Below are 2,879 nucleotides of genomic sequence, written 5' to 3' on the forward strand. Positions count from 1 at the left end.
CTTTAAAGCAGGCAAAGCGTTGAAAGAAGCCGTAAACCTATAAGCGAGCGCGATGCAATGATGCCAACCCCCATGACGGTAAAGCGATTGGCTTATCGCGATAAGAAAACCACGCAACCGAGCAAAGAACAGCTTAAAGCGGGTAAAGCTCGTAAGCGCATTGAAGAGCTTCTTGAGCAAAAAGCTCTGGCAAAATTGCATGAGTTATGAGCAGCATAAGGATAAATAGGTGCTATACTTCCTATGCAACTCATATTGCAAAGCATAACTTTCCGATGGCCACTGTGGTACGCAGTGGCCTTTTTTTGTGTTCGTGTTGACATGCACCGCCGTTTCTTTACAGTGAGCCTACGTTGGCTGACATATGGTCATTGTTTGTGGTGTACTTTCGTGTACAAAGTCGGTCAGTCAACGTTTTCTTCCTTTATCTTTGTCTTATGCTATGAACGCCCGCGAATTCGATTACTACCGCAACCTTCACCAAACCGTCTGTCACGCCCTGTTGCATTTGCACTTTCATTTGCTTAGCAGTAAACGGTTTGTACCTGTACCAAAGCGCAATGAGCTGCTGCTTCGCTACCTCAAGCCCAAACTCAAAGACAAACGCCTGAGTAACATCAAAAAAGATTTACGTGTCATGTTGCAAGCGGCGCGCCATCCGCGAGGTAATTTAGAGAAAAAGCTGTGGGAGCTAAACGCAATGGCGATGAATCACAAAATCGTTGGGGCAGGCAAGCTGTATGCCTTGCTCGTTCATCTTTATGACGAACTGGGGCTTGAATCTAAGTTATTTGAGGAAGGGGACACCGCTGAGCCTGGCGTGCTTTATCTGTTAGCGGCCCACATTGATGCGGCGTTCAGTGAAGACAAGCAAGTCGCACCGATATCGATGCTGATTGAGTCCCCTGACGTTGAGGCCATCGTAGCTTGCGTCAATCGCACTGGCCTGTTTGATGCCAGCATAAAAGAATGGAATGAATCAGCGCAGCAAGTGCATATAGAACTGAATTCAAAATAACCGAGTAGGATAACAGAATAATCAAAAATAATCTTAATTAGAAAAATTATTTTTTCGCCTGTTCTAATTGAGACAACCAAACCGCCTTTTTGCTAGGGTCATCCAGATATGGATAACCTTGGAGTCTGGCGTGAAACCCTTCCTAAAATCGGCATTAAGAGGCCTATTGCTCAGCCTGTGGTGCGTACTATTAAGCGCCGCCTGCATTTTGGTCTATCAACACCTATTCGCTCCCGTCCGGCACGCCGAGCTTGAGACGCAGCACCAAGCGTTGATGAGCGCGCTAAGCGAAAGTCAACAAGCCAGCGACCAGCAGCACCGCGCTGCACTCGACGCGTTAACCCAAACGCTTGATGAACTGAGTATCCGTGTTGACGAGCAAACGCAGCGTCTGCAGGCATTGTCAAATACGCAGCAGCACCATTCAACGCGTCTCGATAAACTCGACCTTGACCACCACAAAGTGGCCGAGCTTGAGAAAAAACTGGCGCGCCTCAATCGCGTCGTCAGCACGCCGCATCCAGCGCCGGTGCAAAAAACAGCGAAAGCCGCCACACACACGACCGCTAAGAAAGCACCATCCTCTCAGGCAAACACGAGCAAGGATCGTCGCGCTAAGCCATCCCAACCAGAGTCCGTGGCCGCCCCGTTTGTGTTGTATGACGTGCAATCGCGCAGCGGCATCCGCTTGGCGATTGTAGGTCAAACGAATGCTCGCACGCTTTCTGAGCTGTCGGCGCTCAGGCAAGGTCAGTCTTATCGCGGCTGGAAAATCGTCTCGGTCTTCGCATCCAGCATTGAAGTGCAGCGTCAAGGCCAGCGCACCACCTTAACCATGATGGAGGGGTAATGATGAAACGCCTTGGATTGAGTTTACTGCTCCTTAGCAGCGCACTGCACGCCGCCGACACCACGCAAACCCGCACCGAGCAAAGCGTGGCGGTCTCGCCTACCCAGCAAGGCGCCGATTTTTGGCAATTGACCTCCACTGACTGGCAGCGCTATGAGCGTTTAATGCAAAGCCCGCTCACCTACGACATGCAGGATGACAATCCGCTTGAGGTGCTGGCGGTGTTTGCACGTAATGACGCCGAGCGCGCCCGTTTTGTGGAGCGGTTAGTCGAATTTGATAAAGCGCGCACCGATGGCATTCTTGCCCTCGATGTCGCCTATCGCGCTGCGTGGCAGCGTCTTTACCCCAACTTAACACCGATTGGCGCCAGATTGCCTGAGCGCGTGGCGCTGTTTGTTCGCTCTGAGTGCGACGCGTGCTTTGATGCGCTCAAGGCCTGGCGCTCGAAAGGCGTCAATGTCGATGTTTATTTGATTGGTGGCGATGACGCGGCGCTGCAAGCTTGGGCAAACGCCGCTGGCGTTCGCCATGGCGATGTGGATGCGAAACGCATCACCTTAAATCATGACACGCGCGGATTGTGGTTTTCACTGGCCAAAGGCAAAGCGGTGCCTGTGGCGATAGCGCAGCAAGGCGAGGGGGGCGCATGGTCCGTTATTGCCTTGCCTTGATGCTGTGTCTTGCAGGAGGCAGCGTGCAGGCCGCCATTCCGCCTTTGTATCAAGACGTCGCCACGCGCCACCATATTCCTGCCAGCGTGTTGTACGCCTTGGCGCTCGGTGAAAGCAAAACCAAGCTGCAAAGCGGCGCCGTGCGACCTTGGCCGTGGACACTGAACGTCAAAGGCAAGCCGTATTATTACGCGAGCTTTGACCAGGCGTGCCAAGCGCTGCAAGGCTTTCTAAGGCGCACCCAAATGGTGGACATCGGCCTTACCCAGCACAACTGGCGCTGGCAAAAAGACCACTTCAAATCGCCATGTGACGCATTCGACCCATGGCTTAACCT

General features: G+C 52.5%; 4 protein-coding genes and 1 pseudogene. All 5 read left to right on the forward strand.

Annotation, left to right across the window (positions count from 1 at the left end; all coding sequences use genetic code 11):
- Positions 1-57: 57 nt before the first annotated feature.
- The gene (locus tag KIO97_RS25660; RefSeq protein WP_181028112.1) at positions 58-210 is read left to right on the forward strand and encodes a PA3496 family putative envelope integrity protein; all 153 of its coding nucleotides are present in this window, start codon (positions 58-60) and stop codon (positions 208-210) included.
- Between the two features lie 232 nt (positions 211-442).
- Positions 443-1,018, forward strand: coding sequence for a DUF2913 family protein (locus tag KIO97_RS25665; RefSeq protein WP_285384319.1), 576 nt, complete (start codon positions 443-445; stop codon positions 1,016-1,018).
- 130 nt (positions 1,019-1,148) lie between these two features.
- Entirely contained in the window at positions 1,149-1,868 is a 720-nt protein-coding gene (locus KIO97_RS25670; protein WP_285384320.1) for a hypothetical protein, read from the forward strand.
- Positions 1,868-2,542 carry a TIGR03759 family integrating conjugative element protein gene (locus tag KIO97_RS25675; protein ID WP_285384321.1) on the forward strand — a complete coding sequence of 225 codons (675 nt, stop codon included), beginning with the start codon at positions 1,868-1,870 and terminating at the stop codon, positions 2,540-2,542. The genes KIO97_RS25670 and KIO97_RS25675 overlap by 1 nt, the downstream gene beginning before the upstream one ends.
- Positions 2,543-2,565: 23 nt before the next feature.
- Positions 2,566-2,879, forward strand: a pseudogene (locus KIO97_RS25680) (hypothetical protein); the annotation flags it as partial.

Source organism: Vibrio sp. B181a (assembly GCF_030248375.1).
In the GTDB taxonomy this organism is placed as follows: domain Bacteria; phylum Pseudomonadota; class Gammaproteobacteria; order Enterobacterales; family Vibrionaceae; genus Vibrio; species Vibrio campbellii.

Excerpts from the sequence above, each read along its gene's own strand:
- KIO97_RS25660 (WP_181028112.1), top strand. The coding sequence starts at position 58 with ATGATGCCAACCCCCATGACGGTAAAGCGATTGGCTTATCGCGATAAG.
- KIO97_RS25675 (WP_285384321.1), top strand. The coding sequence starts at position 1,868 with ATGATGAAACGCCTTGGATTGAGTTTACTGCTCCTTAGCAGCGCACTG.
- KIO97_RS25665 (WP_285384319.1), top strand. The coding sequence starts at position 443 with ATGAACGCCCGCGAATTCGATTACTACCGCAACCTTCACCAAACCGTC.